The organism is Gracilimonas sp. BCB1 (assembly GCF_040117685.2).
GTDB lineage: Bacteria > Bacteroidota > Rhodothermia > Balneolales > Balneolaceae > Gracilimonas.
On sequence record NZ_JBEDYP020000010.1, the window covers coordinates 160,416 to 182,886 of the forward strand.

16 protein-coding genes are annotated in these 22,471 nt (G+C 45.3%); 4 read left to right on the plus strand and 12 right to left on the minus strand.

The annotated features are described in order from the left end of the window. The first annotated feature begins 1 nt into the window (after nucleotide 1). From ABFW99_RS05675 to ABFW99_RS05690, 4 genes are all read left to right on the plus strand, one after another. Nucleotides 2-1,780, plus strand: coding sequence for a hypothetical protein (locus ABFW99_RS05675; RefSeq protein WP_349355194.1), 1,779 nt, complete (start codon nucleotides 2-4; stop codon nucleotides 1,778-1,780). Further along, a complete protein-coding gene (locus ABFW99_RS05680; RefSeq protein ID WP_349355195.1) occupies nucleotides 1,777-6,369 on the plus strand; it encodes a PKD domain-containing protein in 4,593 nt (1,530 codons plus the stop codon). The genes ABFW99_RS05675 and ABFW99_RS05680 overlap by 4 nt, the downstream gene beginning before the upstream one ends. 107 nt (nucleotides 6,370-6,476) lie before the next feature. Beyond that, on the plus strand, nucleotides 6,477-7,829 hold the full coding sequence (gene trkA / locus ABFW99_RS05685; protein WP_349355196.1) for a Trk system potassium transporter TrkA: 1,353 nt from the start codon (nucleotides 6,477-6,479) through the stop codon (nucleotides 7,827-7,829). Next, nucleotides 7,829-9,343, plus strand: a complete 1,515-nt coding sequence (locus ABFW99_RS05690; RefSeq protein WP_349355197.1) for a TrkH family potassium uptake protein — start codon at nucleotides 7,829-7,831, stop codon at nucleotides 9,341-9,343. Before trkA ends, ABFW99_RS05690 begins: the two co-directional genes overlap by 1 nt. Here the strand turns inward: ABFW99_RS05690 and ABFW99_RS05695 are convergent, their stop codons facing one another. From ABFW99_RS05695 to ABFW99_RS05750, 12 genes are all read right to left on the minus strand, one after another. Beyond that, a complete protein-coding gene (locus ABFW99_RS05695; protein WP_349355198.1) occupies nucleotides 9,344-9,844 on the minus strand; it encodes a DinB family protein in 501 nt (166 codons plus the stop codon). A gap of 10 nt (nucleotides 9,845-9,854) precedes the next feature. Continuing rightward, nucleotides 9,855-10,823 carry an alpha/beta fold hydrolase gene (locus ABFW99_RS05700; RefSeq protein ID WP_349355199.1) on the minus strand — a complete coding sequence of 323 codons (969 nt, stop codon included), beginning with the start codon at nucleotides 10,821-10,823 and terminating at the stop codon, nucleotides 9,855-9,857. Nucleotides 10,824-10,855: 32 nt separating this feature from the next. Then, nucleotides 10,856-12,415, minus strand: a complete 1,560-nt coding sequence (locus ABFW99_RS05705) for an NAD(P)/FAD-dependent oxidoreductase (RefSeq protein WP_349355200.1) — start codon at nucleotides 12,413-12,415, stop codon at nucleotides 10,856-10,858. 50 nt (nucleotides 12,416-12,465) lie between these two features. Then, nucleotides 12,466-13,131 carry a YceI family protein gene (locus tag ABFW99_RS05710; protein WP_349355201.1) on the minus strand — a complete coding sequence of 222 codons (666 nt, stop codon included), beginning with the start codon at nucleotides 13,129-13,131 and terminating at the stop codon, nucleotides 12,466-12,468. Beyond that, nucleotides 13,124-13,759, minus strand: a complete 636-nt coding sequence (locus tag ABFW99_RS05715; RefSeq protein ID WP_349355202.1) for an intradiol ring-cleavage dioxygenase — start codon at nucleotides 13,757-13,759, stop codon at nucleotides 13,124-13,126. Before ABFW99_RS05715 ends, ABFW99_RS05710 begins: the two co-directional genes overlap by 8 nt. 122 nt (nucleotides 13,760-13,881) lie before the next feature. Next, nucleotides 13,882-14,727, minus strand: coding sequence for a LytR/AlgR family response regulator transcription factor (locus ABFW99_RS05720; RefSeq protein WP_349355203.1), 846 nt, complete (start codon nucleotides 14,725-14,727; stop codon nucleotides 13,882-13,884). 222 nt (nucleotides 14,728-14,949) lie between these two features. Beyond that, nucleotides 14,950-16,044: a DUF3644 domain-containing protein gene (locus tag ABFW99_RS05725; protein WP_349355204.1), complete on the minus strand. Its 1,095-nt coding sequence runs from the start codon at nucleotides 16,042-16,044 to the stop codon at nucleotides 14,950-14,952. Nucleotides 16,045-16,357: 313 nt separating this feature from the next. Then, entirely contained in the window at nucleotides 16,358-17,281 is a 924-nt protein-coding gene (locus ABFW99_RS05730) for a TolB family protein (protein WP_349355205.1), read from the minus strand. Nucleotides 17,282-17,408: 127 nt separating this feature from the next. Continuing rightward, on the minus strand, nucleotides 17,409-19,559 hold the full coding sequence (locus ABFW99_RS05735) for a PAS domain S-box protein (RefSeq protein ID WP_349355206.1): 2,151 nt from the start codon (nucleotides 19,557-19,559) through the stop codon (nucleotides 17,409-17,411). Nucleotides 19,560-20,014: 455 nt separating this feature from the next. Then, nucleotides 20,015-20,986 (minus strand): NAD(P)-dependent alcohol dehydrogenase, encoded by a 972-nt coding sequence (locus ABFW99_RS05740; RefSeq protein WP_349355207.1) that lies wholly within the window; start codon nucleotides 20,984-20,986, stop codon nucleotides 20,015-20,017. Nucleotides 20,987-21,118: 132 nt separating this feature from the next. Beyond that, the gene (locus tag ABFW99_RS05745) at nucleotides 21,119-21,610 is read right to left on the minus strand and encodes a hypothetical protein (protein ID WP_349355208.1); all 492 of its coding nucleotides are present in this window, start codon (nucleotides 21,608-21,610) and stop codon (nucleotides 21,119-21,121) included. A gap of 163 nt (nucleotides 21,611-21,773) precedes the next feature. Continuing rightward, the gene (locus ABFW99_RS05750) at nucleotides 21,774-22,319 is read right to left on the minus strand and encodes a VanZ family protein (RefSeq protein ID WP_349355209.1); all 546 of its coding nucleotides are present in this window, start codon (nucleotides 22,317-22,319) and stop codon (nucleotides 21,774-21,776) included. Nucleotides 22,320-22,471 lie beyond the last annotated feature (152 nt).

Consider the following 22,471-nt stretch of genomic DNA (forward strand, 5'->3'; position numbering starts at 1 on the left):
TATGAAATACCCCGCTTTACTCATATCGCTCATCCTGTTCTCGGTCAAACCCGGTGAAAGCTACGCCCAACAAAACCCGCTTACCTTCCAATCGCAGGACCTGCAGCTGATTGCTCAGCGATATACAGGAAGTACGGTAAACTGGCCGCTCGTTATTGAAATGGCTTCCCATGATGTAGATAATAATGCCTTTACACTACAGCCGGCTGCCATCCTGCAATTACAAAATTTTGCCGGGTTTTCATCTCAGGTAAATGAGCAACAAAAACGGGTGACACAACTAATCAACTCCGGGGCAACCGTATTTGCTGCTGACGAATACGAGACGGTTAAAGGCATCGTCAGCAATTACTCAGAATCGGTAAGTAACGGAGAGTTGGAGCAGGCCATTGGTTTTGCCGGAGAATTAGAGCAGGCTGTTGACGAACTGGAAACTTCCCTATTGAACAACCGGATTGTGGATGTACAAGCCCAGCTTAGCAAAAAGAAAGGCGAAGTGGATAAAAGAGTCGGGCTTTTAGGAAGCTGGACAGATTCTTACCTCGGTGATTTATTTAAACAGTCGGACGGTATCCGAACGCTGATTGAAAGCTACGCTACCCTCTCTTTTACCGATGGCAGCGACATACAAGTAAGTCCAAATACAGTAGCCGTTATCCGAAAATCCCGGATTGATAAGCTCGATAATGCAAGCGATACAGAAATCACCTTAGAAGATGGCGGACTGTTAGCCAAACTTTCAGCGGCCGGTAAAGATCGCAGTACATACGTACTGAATGCAGGTCCTTCCCGAACCGAATTGAAAACACAAAATTTCTATGCTGAAACGGAAGGTGAAGACCGGGCTAAGCTATCCAACTATGACGGTGAAGCGATCATTAATTCCAACGATGTGACCATCACCATTCAAAAGAATCAGGGAACTATTGTGGAAGAAGGCAAAGATCCCTTACAGCCGGTAGAACTGCTTCCTGCTCCTGAACTCACATGGTCGGCCGCCGATACGCTCATAAATGAAGAAGAACTGCTTTTTTCATTTCGGGACATTGAAGATGCAGCCAACTACCGGGTTCAATACAGCGACTCGCCAAATTTTGATGGTGATATTACCGAAGTAACCACTACCGAGACCGCCGTCAATATTAACAACCTTCCCCTCGGCATGACTTACGTACGCGTTCAGGCAACCGATCAGCTTGGGCTCAGAGGGCCTTTCTCCAAAACGGCACGCATTATCCGCAATGTGGATAACAAGCCCCCTCCCGTTTTTATCGACAACATCAGAGGTAATCTGCTGCTCACTGCAGGTGATACTTATGCAATTGAAGGGGTTACCGAACCGGATGCCGTACTCACCATCAACGGAACGAAAGTTTCAGTGGCAGCTTCAGGGCGTTTCTCTCATTCTCTTACAGATTTATCAGGAGAAACCGATGTACATATCACCTCCAAAGACCCCACCGGAAACCAAACGGAAATGACGGTGACTGTAGCCCGGCTTACTGAGGAGCGATTATTTGACTTCCGGATTGGGAAAACTTCGGCATTGCAATCAAACCGGGTAAAAGCAGGAAGTACTATTATTTCATCAAAAGCTTACAACGGATTGAAAGTGACTATTTCGAACCAGCAACAATCCCGAACTATCGCGACCGACAGTCAGGGCCGATGGGGTACAAAGCTGACACTTATCCCGGGTGAACTGACTCTTTCTTTCAAAGATATGAACACTAATCAAACCTATATATCAAAGACATTTATCGTTGAGGAAGACGAATGAAGAAAACAGCCTTAGGCACATATCTTCTGTTGATGCTCTTTCTATGCATTCCAGGTGCTTTGCAGGCTCAGGAAATGTTTCTGTCTATATCCGGTCAAAACACTGAGTTTAAAAGCGGGGATAACCGGCATCAGTATGATATATGGATCAAGCCTGATGCAGATGCTCCCAAAGCCATGCTTCAGCTTTTTGATGCCGGCATCGGGGGAACCATCGATCAGATTACAACCACTAATGCCAATACTACGACCTCCTATCGCATCTACCCTTTTGACGAGCTGTATACTTATAGTAACAATCAGATTACAGAAAAATCCGGCAGTGCTGCCGATCTGGAAAACCTGTCGGTTAAAAATGAAGAGCGGTTTAAGGGGCGGTGGATCAACCTTTTTGTACTCAACGAAGATATTGAAAACGGATATATCGTCCGTGTTACCGCTGATGGCGGGAATGACGTGAATAATTTTGACCTGAGAATCCGGAATACGGTTGGCGATCCGTTTGATGATAACCCCTGGAAAATTATAACCATTGATCTGGGCATCGGAATTTTTGATATGTCACCGGAGCAAAGTCTTCAGGTAAAACCATACAATCCCGGTTCAACGATTCCGGCTTTTCTTGTTGATGGAGAAGAGGACAGCAAAATTGGAATCAGTGATGCCATAGGCAATTATTATCCTATCACCGAAGAAAGCACACGAATCCCTGAAAGCAGTTTTGAGAATGAAAATGAGTGGGCAGTTAACATCAGCGGTTCCAAACAAATACTTAATAACATAGCAATCTATGGAAAGGAACAGCCGGTATTATGGCTTTATAACGGGGATTTCCTGCCTACCCAAACACCTGAGTTTAGTATTCAAACTACTACCGCCAATAACTGCACCGATAAAACATTCAGGCTCAGCAGTACTACCCTTTCTCAAAGACAACTTCAGAATGCGGAGTGGAGTATTAATGAGAGAATACTGGCTACCGGTTTTTCACCAAACATTTCGTTTACCGTTCGTGGAAAGCAAACCATCAATGTCAGAATTCCCAACCCCATACCTGATGTGCTCCCTGAGTTTTGGATAGCTTCAGCTGAAATTGATATTACCAGCCCCCCCATTGCCCGATTACAAAGCCCCAAAGAAATAATTGCTCCCGGTGAACTCATCACGCTTTCAGCGGAAGACTCGTACGACCTCGGCCGGCAGGATTTGAGCTATACCTGGTTCGTAAACGGGCGACCGGCCGGCAATGGCCCCACTTTTGATTTTTCTTCTGAAGAATCCGGAACTCATATCATATCGGTGAGGGTAAGCAATGGCGGAAATGTTGCCCGGTGCAACAACAGTCAGCGACAGCTGCGTGTACGTGTAAATAGCCAACCTTTTGCTGAGATTCGTTTCGATTCCACCTTTGAAACCGGTCAATACCTTACATTTTCTGCGGCTAATGTAAGCGATTCCGATGATGATTCACTTAGTTATGAATGGGAAGGTTTGGGAGTTACCGGCAGTGATGTAACCAAACCGGAAGTAATCATTAGTCACTTAGCCACAGGTACTTTTGATGTTTCTTTAACCGTAAATGACAATACCAACACGGCCAACTCCGGTTATACCGTAACTGAGTCTTATACTGTGACACCCCCACAAGCAAGGAATATTCAAGCCTCCGCAACCGACACCCTTCAAGCGAATTCAGAAACGGACAGCCTGATCACAAATACTATTCAGCCTGAACAACCGGCTCCAATTCCTGATCCTGATGCAGTAATTGAAGCTCCAAGGGTTTCTTCGGTTTCCAAGGTAGGCTTTACCCTGAACGATTCACTGACAACAACCACAGAAACTGACTCAGTAGAGATTGAATGGGATTTTGGAGATGGAACAATCGCCACCGGGGTTCAACCCTCCCATTTATATGAACAGCCGGGCACCTATGTGGTAAATGTGAGTATCAGAAAAGGAAACGAGGTGGAGAAAAAACGTCACGTAATTGTGATCAATGAATATCCCCTTGCTGATTTTACCGTGCCGGATACTTTAGCCGGCGGACATGGGTTTCGGGTAGATGGCACCCGAAGCACCGACAATGATGGATTCATTACCGAATATCAGTGGTATATTGACGGCGTTCCTGCGGCTACAGGCCCAACCCCCACCCTCACCATAGACGACCCCGGTGTACATACTCTTTCACTCAGGGTTCAGGATAATTCCGGTCACGAAAATGCTCAGGACCTTATCAGTAAAGATGTATGGGTAAATCATGCCCCGGTCATAAAATGGACTATCAGCCCGGATAAAATCGCACCGGGAGATGAAGTCACTTTTGATGCCTCAGAGACTTACGATCCGGATGGAGAGATTCGTGAGCTGAAGTGGTCATTCCCGGATGGAACTGAAATGAACGGGCTTGTCGTAACCAAAAGGTTTGGTGAAAGCGGACCCCATTACTTTACGCTCACCGCTACCGACAACGACGGACTTGCCAATTCCTCTATTTCCAGAGAGGGAACGGTTAACATCAATCATGAGCCCTACATAATTACCGAAAAAGTGGTTCGATCCAATTCCCTGGATATAAAACTGGATGCTTCTGAAACATATGACGTGGATAACGATCAGGTGTTTTTTGAATGGACGCTACCGGATGGTTCCAAGCGCAATGAAGCCAGTTTCAGCTGGAGAGCGCCGGAGTTCGGGGTACACATCGTGGGCTTATCCGTTCACGACGGACTTGGATTATCCAACAGCCGAAATCAGGAGACCATACGTATTCTTATAAACCGCCCGGTGGAAGCCATTGTTGATTCATTGATCGCTACCTGTAGCGGAAAAACGGTGCTTTTTAACAGTTCAAGCAGTATCGACCCCGATGGTAATGATTTTGATGTGACCTGGTTTTTCGGGAACGGCGACACCTCTAAAGAAGCCAATCCCTCGTACGTATATGATGCCCCGGGCGTTTACGAAGCACGTCTTGAACTCACCGACGGCATTACCGAAGAAAAAACGGTGGCCAAGATACCGGTAATAGTAGAAGGTTCGCCGGTGGCCAAGATGAATATTAGCGATACCACTATTTGTGTGAATACTGCACTTAACCTTGACGGCTCAAATAGTGTAGATCCCTCCGGAGCGTTACCTTCTCTGGTATGGAGCCTTGGAGACGGAACCACAGAAAGCGGCCCGAAAGTACAACATGTATACACGGAACCCGGCATCTATCCCCTTACCCTGACAGTACAGGGATCGGGTTCAGCCCAATGCGGGAATACCAATCAGATCAGGGCTACTGTACGCGTGATTCAGGGACCTAATGCCGTATTCAACCTGCAAGAGTGGGCCAGTCCCGGTGATGTAATTACGCTGGACGGAAGTGCTTCTACTTCCGAAGACGAGATCACAAATTCGGAATGGAGAATAGAGTATGTGCCGGATGGTTCCGTTGAAACCGTACAGGGACTAATTGCGGATTATCAGTTCACAGAGCCCGGTGAATACCTTATTACTTTATTCCTTCAAACGGATTCGTCCAGTGGTTGTAATACCGTAACGCTCACCAAATCCCTGAAGGTGAATGCCGCTCCGGTTATTGTATGGAACCTGCCTGAAAACGTTTCTGCAGGTTCAGATTTAAATCTGAATGCCATCCAATCCAACGATCCGGACGGGTTCATCAAAGAATACCGATGGTACCTTGACGGAGAATTGATCAGCAGAAATGCTTCAGAGATTATTAAAACCGTTGAACCCGGATTTCACACTGTTGCCCTGGAAGTGAAGGACAACTCTCCTTCCAATAACAACCGGGTGCGCATGGAGAAACGCTTTTTTGCCAACAGCTCACCCCAGCCCGAGATAACCGCTCCCGGAAAAGTATATCTGAATCGCGAAGTCCGGCTTTCCGGCGGACCTGATACCGATCGCGACGGTGACCAACTGTCTCAGCAATGGAAGGTTAATAACCGGTTGATTAATGACTCCACCTTCACCCCTGACAAACTCGGAGAATATCGAATTACTTTGATTCAGGACGATGGACGTGGTATCTCTAACTCGGTTGATTCGGCCGTTGTATATATCATTCCAATCGGTCATCCTGATATTGATCCCGATTATCCTCAGCAAATCAGTTTTGGAGGCAGCTTGTCTATCCGTGACCTGAAAATTCCCCGCCCGGATGACTGGAAGTTTATAGCAGACGGAGCGTATCAAAACGACTGGACGGCCGATACTCCCGGCCCGGATAGCCTGCATCTCATGTGGTTTTATGAGCAGCGGCCCACATCGTCCGTTAAATTTCCTATAGTAGTTTCTGAGCCTCTCCGGTTTATATCTGAAGCCGACACCGTCCGGAATGCGGAGTGGAATCCGGCTAATCCCTTCACCGTAATCAGAGCACCGGAAGTGAACCGCGAGGTTTCGCAGGTTAAGTTTACCTGGCTGCTGGACGGGGAAGAAATCGGGGTTGGTTATCGCATCAGCCTGCCGGTTCAGCGGGGGGAGAATCGCTTCAGGGTGCGGGTGCGGGATCTACAGGTAAAACAATCATCACCCGTTGAAACCGAAATGGTTATTATCACTGAATAGATCAGTATCTATAAGATTATATTGAATTTAAAATATTTTATACGGTTTTATTTTCAGTAAAAAAGATGGTAACATTGAACGTTTTATAATTAATCATCAGGCTTCATTTGAAGATTGTTATTATTGGAGCTGGGGAGATTGGATACGACCTTGCCAGCGTACTTTCATCAGAAAAACACGACGTTACCGTACTTGACCGGGAGAAAGACTGCCTTAACAAGGTATCGGATTCTCTCGATGTGCTCACCATAGAAGGAAACGCCACCTCGGTAAAAGACCTCGTTAAAACCGATGTAGCAGAAGCTGACATCCTGATTTCAGTTACCAGCATCGATGAGGTGAATATGATTTCCGGTATGATCGGGAAACGACTGGGGGCAAAAATGGTAATCGCCCGGATTCGTAGTGATGAATTCTCTGAAGACAATGCTCCCCTTAACCCTTCCGATCTTGGTATCGACGTAATGATTCATCCTGAGCTGAGTGCCGCTCAGGAAATTGCCCAGTTATTGAAGCGGTCATCAGCCAGTGATGTGATAAATCTTGCCGAAGATCGTATGCAGCTGATCGGCATACGCCTGGAGCCCAACTCTCCCCTCATTGGCAAATCACTAAATGAATATTCCGCCCTTCACTCTGATGTTACTTTTCGGGTAGTCGCTATTGGCCGGCGTGGGCGCACTATTATTCCCAATGGTTCGGTAAAACTTCAGAAATATGACCAGATGTTTGTTCTGGCTAAAACCGAAAACATTCCCTCCATTATCGAAACGACCGGAAAAAAAGAGATGGAATTGAATTCGGTTATGATTGCCGGCGGTTCCGCTATGGGGGCCATGATTGCCCGCATTCTCTGCGCCGATCCTTCCAAGAACTGGTCTGTTAAACTGATTGAACCGGATTATGATACGGCTGAAGAGCTTGCCATCGAGCTTAAGGAAGTGATGGTGTTAAATGGCAATCCTACCGACCCGGATTTACTGGCTACCGAGGGTATCAGCGATATGGATGCTTTCATAGCGGTGACGGATGATGAGGAGTCCAATATCATCTCCTGCCTGATGGCCAAGCACCTGGAGGTGAAAAAGACGGTAGCTCTTGTTTCCAAACCCGATTTCATCCCGCTGGCTCAAACCATCGGGCTGGATGCCGTTATAAATAAGAAAGTAGCTGCTTCCAACGAAATACACCGATATGTGCGCCGGGGACGCGTAATCTCAGTTACCGAACTGAGGGGCATCAAAGCCGAGGTTATTGAACTGCAGGCCAATGAAGGCTCAAAAATCACCAATAAACCGATCAAAAAGTTGCGTCTTCCGGACGGGTGCGTGATCGGTGGTGTTCTTTGCGATGGATCGGTTGAAATTGCCACCGGTGCAACGGAAGTGAAGGCAAACGATCGGGTCATGATATTTTGTGTACCTTCTGCCATCGATAAAGTAACCAGGCTTTTTCAATAATGGCTCTTTCACCGACTTCAAACCTGAACCGGGCAAAAATTGACTTCCTTGTTGTACTGGGAGTATTGGGTGCTTTCATCTTTTTTATGGGATTTGCCCTGATGCTTCCTGCTTTTGTCGATTTTTACTATGGAGAAGATACCTGGCACTCCTTCTTTTTTTCAGCTGCTATCGCTTTTGTAGTGGGTGGGTCTCTTTGGTATTCATTTCGTCCACAGGAAGAACTCAGAGTCCGTGAAGGCTTCCTGATCGTAAGCCTTACCTGGCTTTCACTTTCACTGGTGGGAGCTCTTCCCTTTGTAATCTCCGGAGTTCTCCCCTCTTTTACCGATGCCGTATTCGAAACCATGAGCGGTTTATCGACCACCGGTTCTACCATACTGGGCGGCACCACCAGTGACGGTTTCCGCAACCCTCAGATTGAAGAAATCCCTAAAAGCTTTTTATTCTGGCGCTCTCTCGCTCACTGGCTGGGTGGAATGGGTATTATCGTTCTATCATTGGCGATCCTTCCCTTATTGGGAATCGGAGGTATGCAGCTATTCCAGGCAGAGTCGCCCGGCCCCACAGCCGATAAACTCACTCCCCGCGTACAGGAAACCGCCAAATTACTGTGGGGCATTTATGTAGCCTTTACAGCTGCCGAATTTATTTTGCTGTGGCTCCATCCCTCTATGGACTGGTTCGAAGCCATTAACCATGCTTTTGCAACGATGGCAACCGGAGGTTTTTCAACCAAAAACGCCAGTATACAGGCCTTCAACTCTGCTTATGTGGATTGGGTAATTATTATCTTCATGTACCTGGCTGGAATTAACTTTGCCATGCACTTCCGCCTTATCCAGGGAGAGAGAAAATCCTTTTTTGCTAATCGGGAGATACGCTTTTACACGCTGGTGATTTTGATTGGCATTGTAATTATTTCCGGCTCGCTTTGGGTGATTGATAACTACAATATTCTTGAGGCCCTTCGGTACGGGGCTTTTCAGGTGTTGGCCATAGTAACAACCACAGGGTTTGGAACCGACGATTATGAAGTCTGGAATTCTATCGGTGCCTTCTTCCTGTTTCTGCTATTTTTCACCGGAGGTTGTGCCGGCTCTACGGGTGGTGGTATTAAAATGATCCGCTGGATGATCCTGATCCGAAATACCGGACGTGAGATCAAACAAATCATTCACCCCAAAGCTATTCTTCCTGTCAGAATCGGAGACCAGGCCATCAACCGGAATATTCAGCAAACAGTGTTGAGCTTCTTCATTCTCTATGTGTTCATTTTTGCAGCAGGAGCTTTTGCCATCAGTTTATTTGGCTATGATATCATGTCGTCCATTGGGGCCAGTATCGCTGCTATTGGTAACATCGGGCCGGGCTGGGGAGACTTTGGTCCCACCGATAATTTTGCAGGACTTCCCTATGCCGGGAAATGGATTTTAATTATGCTGATGATGGTGGGACGCCTTGAAATTTTCACCGTGCTTATTATTTTCTCTCCTGCTTTCTGGAAGCAGTAATCAATCAGCTTCCTTAGCTCTTTTCGACCATTTCCATACTCCATAAGTGACTTCCTGAGGTAGTTTACATCCTAACTGACGACATACCATGATCAGTTGTCCCCGGTGATGAGCCTCGTGACTCATCAGGTAGGTAAGGAAATGAACTACATCCAGGCCAAAACCCGATACATTCTTTTCAATAGGAATGTAATACTCCACCGTTTTTATGATTTCTGCAGAACTTACTTTCAGAGCGTTAAGAACTTCTTTTTTAGATACAGAATATCGGTCTACATGTTCAGGAATCGTTACCCCTGCCTTATCACCACTATTCTTGAGCCACATACAGCGGGCATTATGCATATGACCGGCTATCATCTGCACGGTTTTCTGCTGATAGCCCGGCACCGATTCAGCCCAAACATCATCCGGTATATTCTCAATCAAATAAGAAGTAATTCGGTTGCCTGTTTTCCAGGTTTTTATAATGGAGTCGGATAAGTAGGTGGAATCAGCCATAAGTCTGTACTCATTCTTTAAGGAAAAACGTAATTCTGTCAGCCAGCCACCTTCTGAATTCTTCCGTAGTTGGCGGGCTGTGTCGGGTATCCCGCAGCAGCTCCGTTTCAACATTCAGAATGTGGTCTTTTGCCCTTTCAATCAGTGGTTCACCCGGAAAAGACATATCCTTGTCTGCAGCAATAGTCAGAACCGGCATTTTTAAGTTTTGCAGCTCTTCATCAGAGGCAACCGACGGAATTTTCTTTGGGGTGATGAAATCATTTATGGAATCACCAAGAAAATGAGCCCAGTCATCATCCCGGGTTGTTAAGAAATAATCCGCCAGATTTTTCAGGTTTTCTTCGGACGGGTTGAATTTATACTTAATCATCGGAATCGTCAGGCTCATTAAGCCTTTTATCACCGGAGCTTGAAAAATGCCCGCCGGAACCAAGAGAACAAGCTTTTCTACCCGTTCAGGAAAGGCTGTAGAAAATTCACGTACTATATATCCGCCAATACTTATCCCGAATAAGTGAACCGTTTCCAATTCAAAAGAGTCAATAACTTCGGCAAGCCATTGAGAATGACTATTGTCTTTGAATGAAAGCCGTTCAGGAATACCCTTTACCGAGAAGCCGGGGATATCCGGAAGGATGAGTTGGTAATGCCCGGCCAGGTACCTGATTTCAGAAAGCAAATGAGCCGAACTGGTAAGCATCGCGTGCAGACAGATCAAAGGCGGTTTATCCGGATTGCCGGCCACTAAAACATGGCTTTCCCCGAATGAGGTAGTAACCATCTTAAACTCCACATTCAGTTCAACCTTTGCTAAAAAAAGTTGATACCACTCTTCCTGCCTGGATCGTGCTTCCTGACTCTTGAAAATATCCTTTCCCAATTCAATAGCTCCGTTTGGATTTATGATTGAAGCCCTTGCTCTTTCATGCAAGCCTGCGACCAAACTCCATAGTAATACGAATCCCCTGATTTCCAAAATAGAACCGGATTCGGTTCTCTAAGGTATCCTTAGTTTCCCTTCTTCATCTTAATCTGCTTGGCACACCTCATCCCGTCCATAGCAGCAGAAACAATTCCCCCCGCATAGCCAGCTCCTTCCCCGCAGGGATAAAGCCCGGCAATTTGAACATGCTCGAGGGTTTCCCGGTCTCTCGGAATTTTTACCGGACTTGAAGTTCGGCTCTCAGGGGCATGAACCACCGCTTCATTGGTCAGATACCCTTTCATGCTACGGTCGAATTGAAGAAAGCCTTCTTTCAGGTTTTTATGAATGAAATCCGGCAAAACGGCCCCCAATTCTACCGGGGTAATGCCCGGAGCGTATGAGGTATTGGGCAAATCTTCCGATACATCCCCTTTAATGAAATCCCGCAGCCGCTGAGCTGGTGCCGTTTGGGTTTTGCCTCCCTCCCTCCACGCTTTCTGTTCAATAGAGCGTTGAAATTCCATCGCTGCAAGCGGACCGTATTCTTCAAAAGGCTTGAAGTCTTCGGGTTGTAATTCCACCACAATCCCTGAATTTGCCGTTGAACGGGCGCGACGGGAGGAAGACCACCCATTGGTCACAACCTCCCCGGGCGAGGTGGCACAGGGTGCTATAACGCCACCCGGACACATGCAAAATGAATACACCCCACGATCATCCACTTGTTTTACGATACTGTAGGCTGCCGGTGGAAGATATTCTCCCCGGGTTTCGCAATTGTACTGTATGGAATCTATTAACGACTGCGGATGCTCAACCCGAACTCCGATGGCCAGCGGTTTTAACTCAGTTTCAATTCCTTTTCGATATAACAATTCAAAAATATCCCGCGCCGAATGACCGGTAGCCAGAATGACCCGGGACGCCTTAAAAGTACTTCCATCCTGTGCTTTCACTCCTTTTATGGACGAGGAATCGGTAATCAGATCTGTAACGCGGGTACTAAAGTGAATTTCTCCTCCGTGCTGTAAAATGCACTCCCGCATGTTGGCGATGATTTTGGGCAGTTTATTAGTCCCTATATGCGGATGGGATTCAACCAGAATATTCTTTACCGCCCCGAAACCGACCAGCAGCTCCAGCACTTTTCGGACATCACCCCGCTTCTTGGAACGGGTGTAAAGCTTACCATCCGAGTAGGTTCCGGCTCCGCCTTCCCCGAAGCAGTAGTTGGAGTCTTCATTCACCTCATGCCGGACGTTGATGCCCTTCAGATCCTGAATCCGGTCTTTGGCATTCTTGCCGCGCTCGATGATGACCGGCTTCAGTCCATTTTCCAGTAATTCCAGAGCAGCAAACAACCCGGCCGGTCCGGCTCCTATGATGATGACTTCTTCCGCATTGCTCACATCCGGATAATCGGGCAGGGAAACCTCCTCCTCTTCAAACTCCTCGTTGATGTATAACCGCACCTTCAGGTTGTAATAAGCCTGTCGCGAACGGGCATCAATAGAGCGGCGCAAAATCTGCACATGGCGCAGATCTTCCCGGGCCAACCCCTCTTTATCAATAAGGTATTCTTCCAGTAAATGAGCTTCTCCAGCCACTTCGGGCAGCACACGAATCTGTAGTTCTTTCTGCATAGCCCGAAAATACGGAATTGCAGGGTTTTAACGAACCGGATACCGCATCCTCAATAATTATTCGGTGGGTTTGCCACCAGCTCCACAGATATCAGAATTTCGGCATCCACGAAGTTATTATCGATCAGGCTGGTGATGCGTTTCCAGTAACTGCCCTGGTATGATATGTTATATTCAAAGCGATCGATAATAAAGGAAGCCTTATACATCGTAGCCTCAGAAGTCTGTGTTTTATCAGCTACGAACTCCACTTCCTTCGTAACATCTCTAACAGACAGATTTCCGGTTACCCTCACCTTATTACCTTCCAGTTTTTGGGTGTGAGTAATCTCAAAGCCTGCCGTCGGGAATTTCTCCACATAAAAGAAGTCTTCGCTCTCCAGGTGTTCGGTTAAATACCTGCGCGGAACCGGATCACTTTCGGGGATGTCGGTTACGGTGATGGAATGCATATCGGCGATAAAATATCCGCCTTCCAATAATCCGTTCTTCAGTTCCAGTCTCCCTTCTCTGAGCTTCAGGGTTCCTTCATGGCTGTCCGAGCCTCTCATTTCGGTTCCCTTCCACTTCACGACCGATTGCCCGGTGTCCACATTCAGATACATGATCTCCGTGGAATCCTTTCTCGGGTGATCCGCATGCTGCCCGGCTGCAAGCACGGAATGCACGCAACCCATAAGTACTGCAAAAACGATATAACCGATGATCTTATTCATAGCCCCTCACATTTTCGCCCAGGATAAAGTCTCTTTCTCCCACAAGGATGCCGTTTTCCTCTTTCAGGGATAACACGCCGGAGCTCCCGCCTCTTGGGGAAGACGGATTTCGCTGGTTATCTCTCAGTCGCGGATCGTCTTCAAAAAAGTAGGACCCAACCCAGTAGTATTTTCCGTTGGGTTCCAGAATGACGGGATGAATGTGAGCCGGTTGTGTTGAATATTTACCCGGCCTGAAGGTGTAGAAGGTATACCGGCCATCGGCACCGGTTTGTACCCAGCCGTGAATATATCCGTAGCTTCGCTCCCACCCGGTTTCCCCTCCTCGTTTGGGGTATTCACCCTGCGCGTTGGTTTGATGTACAAACAGGATCACGCCCTCTGCCGGAGTCACCCCGTCTGGTTCATACACGGTTCCGGAGATCTTAATCCGGGGTTCATTTTGCTCAAATTCCGGTAAGGTATCGGTTGCAGTGAGGGTGCGGTCACCATAATCGAGTACGGCTTCGCAGCCCTGACAAGGACCGCCAACCAACCGGGCGTTTTTCAAGGCCGCCTCCTGAGCAAAACTGCATCCGGAGGCCATCATTAAGATTATAAGCGAAAGTAATAGTTTGATGATATGCATGGGTTCGGGATTAGCGTTAAATGAAAATTGTTGCTTCACCCGCTAATGTAGCTATCCAAACAGGAAACGGAAGCCCCGTTAGCATGACCTGAGTACTTTACCGAACAAGATGAGTAGAACGTTTACAGCAGGTTTCCCCGGAGGGCATCGGCGTAGTTGCGGCTGAGCCTCACCTGGTTTTCATCATCCAGAATCACATCATAATCCCCGTTACCCCTCGACTGCAACTCCTCTATCCGGTGCGTGTTTACAATGGTGGATTTATGTATTCGCTTGAAATGATCCGGCAGGCTTTGGATGATGTTCTTCAGGCTGTCGAGCACCACGTGCTTTTGGCTGTCGGTGAAGATATCGAGGTAGGCGCCATCCGAACGGATCCATTTGATGTCGTTTACATCTACCACCAGATTAGTTCGCCCGTTTTTGATGGTTATGGTTTGAGGCTGAACCGGGCTTGCCTTTTGCTCCTTATCTCTTCTTCGTTTTACAAAAATCGTTAACGCCGACAGAGCCGTATACACCGAAAGCGCTATATACAACCGGGTAGACAGTTTTTCGAAGAGGATGTACAGCAAAGTCATCGGGTTGTCGTGGATGAGGATGGAAACGCCGAACAAAAAGACCGAAAACACCAACAGATGGGCGATGGTTACCAACACAATCTGGAAGATGATTCCAGTGGCAACAAAGATCCTGGACTTCAGTACCTCAGCTTTGGATATACCGTAATCCAGCAGCATAAAGAACGGGATAAACAGCGGCCAAAACAGCTTGTAGGATAAGGACTCCCCTGCCCGGAAGGCACTGTCCTGCAAGACCGAACTGATGTAATCCTGACCAAACTCCAGAAAAGCAATGAACAGCCAGAATGCACAAAAGCCGATGAAGTACTTCTTATGCCCTTCCGAAAACACCCCGCCGGAAGGCAAAAATCGAGTGGTTGGATAAAAGGAATCAGGGTTGCTCATAGTTGGGGATTAAAAGAACAGGGTCTGCTTGGTGCAATACTGCTATCTAAGAAAATATTGAATAGATGGCAAGGTGGTAAAATGTAATTAACGAACCGGCACATAACTGGCGCGGTGATTATGAGTTAATTAAAGGCTAATATTTTATAACAAGCAACTCTGTTAATCGAAGCTAAGTCCGCGTCCCCAGTTGATGCGCTTGTTAGGGCACGCATACTGTACCTAAGTAAGTTTGCCGGGTTCGATGATATTACGATCACCTTTATACAAAGAGCAGTATTCATCTTTATCGCTCATTTTTTCAACTAAAAAATCCACCCATTTTTCTTTATACATATGTTGACCAAATGCTTCATCATAAACACAATAATCTTCATTTGTATCTTCAGGGTTCTCTGATGAATTAGATGGGCGAGCGCTGTATTTTTTCCAGCATCGAGTATGTGTGGTACTGTTAAATAAATCTACAATTTTATTGCCAGATTTAATTTTAGGATTGCCCAATCGTTTCTGAACCTTCTCTACAACTACCTTTGGTAACATTAAATTCGGATTCCTTACTGCTACTTTTTCAAGTTTTGTTTTAACTAGTGCAGCAACTCTTTCGACATTTTTCTTTTCATGCTCATCCAATTTATCATATTGAATAAACTGAACTGGTAGAGCATCTTTTGATTGATGGTTTGCTACTTGAATTAAGAAGGCTTTAAAAGAAAATTTACCACTCTTAATTATATCTGTGGAAATGGAGCTTCGATAGGAATTAATAAAATCAATTACTTTTTCTTCTTCGGTAGATAGAGAAGCTTTCGAGAGAGATTCAGAGTTCGGACTAAGCTGAAGTGAAAATGATAACATCTCTCTTATACGATATTTCTCACCAAATTCTTTTTCTAAAATTTCATCAAAATTTAATAGCATTGCTTGGCATTCAGCAAATATATTTGGGTCAATTTTAGGTAAAGATTTATGTTCAATCTTATTTCTAAGTTTGATGAATAATTCGAGGTTTAACCTAACGGGATTTTGAGTGTCACTTTTATAATATTCCTTAAGGCACCGATCTAATTCCCAATACCAATATTCCCCATCCACTTTTTTATAGAAGTATCCATTGTCTTCTTTATAGAAAGGTTTAGTCTTGCGTTTAAAAAAAATAGCGTGAAATAATGCTGTCCATGCGACAATCATCATTACAACATAACCACCTGTTTTAAACTTTATACCTGGCTTATTATAAATTTCTACAGCCAATAGGGCAGATTCGCGCGCTTTCTGTAATGAGACTTTTACTTTTTTTGGAAGTCTCTTAGGCATGGTGGTTTTTGTTTTTAGTCAAACTTGAAGAAAGTGGTATAACATAACATTATCCAAACAAGGGCTCATTAGCATCCGCCAGATAAATCCCACGAATCCCACTTCAAACCCTTCATTCGGTGTTAATTGGATGTTATCCGTCTCGTTAGCCAGATAACACACCTCGGGAATGTGCAGAATTCTTTTGAGAAAGGAAAATCAAATAGTTAGAGGTACGGGCGGACTAAACCCGGCTTCGCTGCTATCTAAAAGAATAATGAGAGCTTGGCTAGCGGAAAATCCACAACGTGAAGCTGTATATATGCAACCGTTTTTAATTTGGTTTAAATATGGCAATTTCGTCTCTGAATTCGGTCGTTATAACAGGTTCCACCGTTTTGCCGTCTCTGGAAATTAAATATATATCTGAACTTGAACCTTCTTTCGTTTTGGTAAACATCAACCATTTGCCATTGGGTGACCAACGAGGCCAGCGATTATCATCCTCACCCTTCGTTAAATTCTGAAGATCAGAACCGTCTGAATTCATCGAGTATATATCACATCCCTCATTTCCACATTTATGAAATGCCACAAATTTACCATTGGGTGAAAACTGGGGCAAAGCACTAAATCCTTTTAGATTTGTTAGCTGAGTAGTATTCAAATCCTCCATTCGGATACTGAATATTTCAGAAATTCCGGAATGATTTAATGAATCACCGGCCTTTGTTTGTATACCTGCAACTATAATTTTCTGATCAGGAGAGAATTTTGCACCGGCCTCATAAAGCTCATTATTTGTCAGTCTTTTCTTCTCACCGGATTCCCGATCATAAATATATAACTCTCCTTTTGGGTGGTGCTCTTTAGTAGAAATAATCAGCTTTCGGTTATCCAAAGAAACATCACTTACAGAGAGCACTAATGAGTCCTGAATAACTGTGCTAACTTCCTTTGTTGTTACATTTATGCTTTTAATTTTTCTGCCCCCATTCTCATAACTTGTAAAATAAATCGAAGTTCCATCAGCAGTCCACGTAAGGTTGTACTCCGTGGCATCAGAATTAGTCAGGTTTTGGGCTTCACCATTACCTGTGTTTGTAATAAATACATCCAAATTGTCATTCCCCTGACCTGTTACATAGGCAATTTCATAGGTCTTAGGCTCACAACCAATTAAAAGTAATAAACCCAATGCTTTTAATACCCATTTCACTAAGCTAACCAAGTTCGATTTGTCTATTTTTTTGTCCATAGTTTTCGAGAATAATTATTTTAATCATAAAGTTTGGTTAAGAAACCGAAGCCATAAAATCGTACGTCCAGAGTTTTGACCTTGCTTTGCTGTTCTGCTGCAAAACCAACAAACGAAAGCGCTGCCTTCACCCCGACGGAAAGCGTAGTTCCACCGTAGTACCGGATTGTTCTTCCCCTGATTTGATAGAAATGGCTCCCGAAAGTTGCCCGGTTAGCATGTCCATCAGGGTCAGCCCCAGCGAATCACTTCCTTCTTCCAATACATGCCCGGGTATGCCTTTGCCGTTATCGGATACTTCAAGAAGAACCTGCCCGTTCATCTGCGATATATTAATGGACAAAGTGGCTTCTTCCACGCCCTCAAAACCGTGACGAATACTGTTGCTCACTACTTCATTCAGGATCAGGGCACAGGGTATGGCATCATTAACGGTTAAATTGACCGGGGAAAGGTCATACTTCACCTGAACATGTTCGGCCTCGTGCGCCACCAGCGCCATATCCACCAACTCCTTCAGTAACTCATCAAACTGTAAATTCTCCAGCGATTCATTTTGGTACATCACCTCATGGATACGCGCCATGGTATGAATGCGCTGGTAACTGTCGGTCAGCTCTTTGGCAAGCTCCTGGTTTTGGGTGTACATCACCTTCAGTTCCATCAGCCCGGATACCACCGCCAGGTTATTCTTTACCCGGTGATGAATCTCTTCAAGCATCACTTCTTTTTGCTTAAGCGATTTTTCAATATTCTTCTTGTACTTCACCCTGTCCGTAACATCATGCAATACCGACTGAATCGCTGTTAAACCCTGGAAGCGAGCCTGCGCCGAGTGAATTTCCAGGTACCTAACTTCCCCGTTCTTTCTCATAAATCGAAATTCAAGGGCCGGCCCATCTACCCAATCGTTAAGATTCTGAAGCCTTGATTTTACCTGTTCCCGGTCATCCGGATGAATGAACTCCAGCAAAAAGTGTCCGACTATTTCTTTTTCGTTATCCGTTCCATAAAGCCGGAGAGCCGCACTATTGGCAAAAATGATTTCTTCTCCTTTCGTCAACACAACCGAATGCGGATTATTTCTGACCAGGCTGCCCCACCGCTCTTCACTTTCTTTTATCTTATTCAGCAGCAATTTGTTGGCGGTGATATCACGAACAAAGCCCACCACCAGCGGTTCATCCTCCACTCCATCAATCAGGGTGAGGTTAGATTCCAGGATCACGTCGTTCCCAAACCGGTCTAAATGACTGGTTTCAAATTTCGCGTTCCCGTTCTCCATAACCCCGGAAATGATCTCAAAGATTTCTTCATCACTGAAGTTGCTCTCCAACTCACGGATGGTCATAGTTCGCAGCTCCTCCCGAGAAAAACCCACCATTCGGCTGTAGGCCGGGTTTGCATCCAAAATATTTCCTTTGGAATCGGCCAGGATGTAACCGTCGTTCGTGGATTCCAGCAGCTTCGAATTAAAAACGCTTTGCTTAGACAGTTCCCTCATGATGGCATTCTGTTCCGAAACGTTTTTAACAATACCGGCTATATAAATGCCATCACTTCTTTCTATGGCCACCAGGGTGCCAAGCAGTTCCAGGTTTTTACCGTATCTCGACTTATGTATTACTTCTATGGTCTGAGATTGTTTTTCAACTAATGAATCCAAAAGCTCTTGCTGCCCTTCCTTTGTCAGATCAGGGTTGATATCAAAGATGGACATGTCCAGCACTTCTTCCCGGCTGTACCCCGTCATACGGCAATATGCATCGTTAACTTCTTTGATATTGCCATCAGCATCTACCAGTAAATATCCATCCGACAATAACTCAAAAAATCGGGTGTGCTCTTTAACCTGGCTTTCAATCAATCTCGTGTGTCGGTTCTGTTCGGTCAGATCCTGAATGTACGCCACAATATCAACCCCGTTTTTCTTGAACTCCCCGGGATAAAAACACACCAGCTGAACATCGGTGGGTTCATTTCCGGCTCCAATCATTTGTGTAAACAGCGAAAACGAATGGGTAGTGTGATTGGTAAGCTCATTCCAGTGTTCCTCTATCTTTTCTCGGTCTGTCTCAACAAAGTAATTTTGGAAAGGCCGGCCGATTAGTTTATTTCTGTTCTCTCCCAGTAACTCACTCAGCCTGATAGGTACGTTTACCCAAAGGCAGTCCCGGTTGATGAACGCCTTCATGATAGGCAGAAACTGCTCAGCTGTAGTGATTACAGATTTATCCGGAATGCCTACAGCTCTTTTCCTGCCTCCATTTTTTTCCATGATAGAACATACTAGATGTGACTTTTGGTGTACAACTCAACCAATTCCAATTAATTAACAAATTTTTGACGATTAAACCCATTAAAATATGAACTAAGAGGAAGCATCAGCTAAGTGTATCCGGTAGAAGCTGTTATCCGAAAAGGGATAGGATAATCTTTTGTCAATTAACCAAGATGATCGACCCGCTTTTAGTTGGGCATATCCGATCTCACCCTGTTAAAACGTTTAGCGATGACTATCGATAAGATTATCCCTACCAGAAACCCACCCCATTCATTTCCGAAAGCAGAACCCACAGCTATACCAATAATTATTATTCCAACTACCAAGATTATGTTTTTCATATATCACCTCTATTTTTTCGGAGTCAATTCGGTTAATCTGCCCTATTTAATCTGGTTCCGCCGCTCTGCTGCGGAACCCACCTTAGGAAGCTCCGCTTCCACTACCCCCTATTTTTTGATCTCAACCACAATCTTACCCTTATGCTTCCCCTCACCAAAATACTGAATCAATCCCGGGATCTGATCAAAAGAATACGGCCCGTCAATTATAGGTTTTAGTATTCCCTTTTCCGTAAGTCTTGTCAACTGGTCCAAACCCTTATTCGGTTTCAGAGCAAGAACACTAAGCTTTTTACCGGTAAAGAGTGAAAGAATAGAACCCAATATCAGTACTTCGAATAACCGTGGCAGTGTTCCACCAACGGTGATATAAATTCCCTTCTTTTTCAGAGATCGGGCATACTTATACACCGACCGGTTCGACTTTGTATCCAGGATAAGGTCGTACCGTTCTCCCGTTTTTGTGAAATCCGTTTTCTTGTAGTCCATCACATGGTCATAACCCAGCGATTTCATCATTTCAAGCTTTTCTCCGCTATCTACCCCCGTTACCTCTGCCTTTAACGGTTTTAGCATTTGAATGGCCAGCGTTCCTACTCCGCCTCCGGCACCATTAATCAGGATCTTTTGACCGGATTTCAACTCTCCTTTATGGATGAGTCCCTGAAGAGCCAGAAGTCCGGCATGTGGAAGGGCTGCGGCTTCATTATGGCTCAGGCTTCCGGGCTTCTTATATGCCGTATTTTTCGGCACGCATACGTATTCGGCAAAACCACCAAAGCCGCATTCAGAGAGATCGCAGTAAACCTCATCGCCGATGCCAAGTGAACTCACGTTCTCCCCGACAGCTTCTATGGTTCCTGATATATCAACCCCGGGGATCCTGACCTTAGGTTTTCTCAAACCATATAACAGCCGAATGATAAACGGCTTTCCTCTCACCAGCCCCCAATCCCAGTCATTGATGGAAGCTGAATGAATGCGTACCAACACTTCCCCATCATTCGGAACCGGTTTCGGAGCTTCACCAACCTTCAGCTTAGCCGGCAATCCGTATTCTTGTAACAGTATGGCTTTCATGAAAGTGGGTTATGGCGGACTGGTGGTTATGCTTCAGAGATTACAGGTTCAATTAACTGTTTAATTTGTTGGCTTACAAGTCGGCAAACTAATGATGGAAGCAGAGCTTTCCCCTCTAATGAAAACTTGCTCTTACCTTGAATAACTGCTGTGAGCATCAAAGGATATTCGTTCTCCTTGCTCGGTACGACTTTCAACTTTAAAGATCCAATCTCCCTCCGGCATGTCGTGATGCCAGCTTTGCCCGCTAATATACATTTGTCCGGAAAGATGCCTTGTCTCTTCAGGAGCAATCTTATAAATGAGCATTTCATCTGTACAGATATATTGATCAGGAGGCCGGTTATACCAAACTGCTTCCCCTTCTTTCGTGTAGGCAATGACATTAAATGCACAAGGACCTGTTTCAATCCTGGCTGTGTCAGCGCCAATATTCTTAGCTTTAATATCAGTTTGTACTAAGTGGCTGGCAGCAGACCATCTTATTTCTGCCTGAAACTTCACATTACCATCTATCAACAGGTCATGGCGGGGGCCCTCAGGGGCTTCAATCGTATCAACAGAATCATTGCACCCAAGAATAAAGAAACAAAGCAAATTGAGCAGTATAAATTTTCGAAGCATGGGTAACGGTCTGACGAATAAGGGGCGCGGGTTCTCGGTTTTAATTGAAGTAACTGAATATTTTTATTGCCCACAAGCTTACCTGCGAACCCGACCTGCGTCCGTAATGAATCGCTTGATATACGGTGATTTTGGTGCTCGATACTCGTTTCGGAAATACCATCTAATCTGATTTCAATCTTGCATTAGCTATGACGGAAACTAGTGCTGCCCCGCCAATGGCTGCTCCAACATTGAATAATAAATCTCTCATGTCAAATACACGTCCAGGAACTAAGTATTGAAGCATTTCATCCAACAGCCCAACAAACGAAGCAATGATAACGGCGAAAGTGGCAGCTTTAATAATCGTCATTAAAGGTTGACGAGAAATAAGCGCTTCAAAAAATAGCGCAGACACAATAGCATATTCAACCAAATGGCTTCTTTCTTCCGGTATATTCATGCGTACAGCTGCAAATACGAAAACTGCCAGAATGCTCAATATGATGCCAATTTCAACTTTCCCAATTTTAGCATCCCATGCCAGTGCACCTAGCGAGACTAATGTTAAAACGAAAGCAAAAATGAAAACGAATCCCAGCAGATTTTCTGCTCGCAGCCATGCAGCAATAACAGGTGCTCCTAAAGAGGTACTTAGAATCAATAGAGAAACAACAACGGCTGCTATCAGAAACCGGATTTCACGGGAAGTAAATTTATTCAGCATGGATAGCCTTCTCTATTTAACCGTATAACATAATATTATCCAAACAAGGGTTTTATTAGCACTCGGTGAATAGTATCCAAAAATCCCCCTTCAAAACTCCCATTCGGTATTTCCCGGATGTTATCCAACCCGAAAGATGGATAAAGTCGTCG